Annotated in this window: 1 pseudogene; it reads left to right on the top strand. The window is 69.7% G+C overall.

From position 1 onward, the window contains the following. Positions 1-19: 19 nt before the first annotated feature. Positions 20-337 (top strand): annotated as a pseudogene (locus ACR9ZK_RS21740) (hypothetical protein); the annotation flags it as partial.

The raw sequence follows: 337 nt of genomic DNA, 5'->3' as shown, positions 1-337 counted from the left end.
GCTCTACTCGTCGTGCGGCATGCCGGCCACAGATCTGGCCCGGGGCCGGGGCCTGTTCGACCTCATGCGGACCCAGTTCATGGGTGGGCAGTTCCTCGACCTGCTCGAGTCGGCCCGCGGCTGGGACGGTCTCGACCTCGAGGCGCGGGTCACCTCGGCCCGCAAGGTGAGCCGCTTCAAGAGCGCCAAGTACACGATCGAGCACCCGCTGCTCATCGGCGCCCTCTTCGGCGGAGCACCCGAGGACGCCCTCGAGCCGCTGTCCGACTACGGCCTGGCGCTCGACGGCGCCGGTGCGGACGAGCCCCTGTCTCTTATACACATCTCCGAGCCCACG

It is taken from the genome of Monashia sp. HAY1-5C (genome assembly GCF_056755255.1).
Note: the sequence above shows the minus strand (reverse complement) of the source record. Positions and strands in the feature narration are given on the sequence as shown.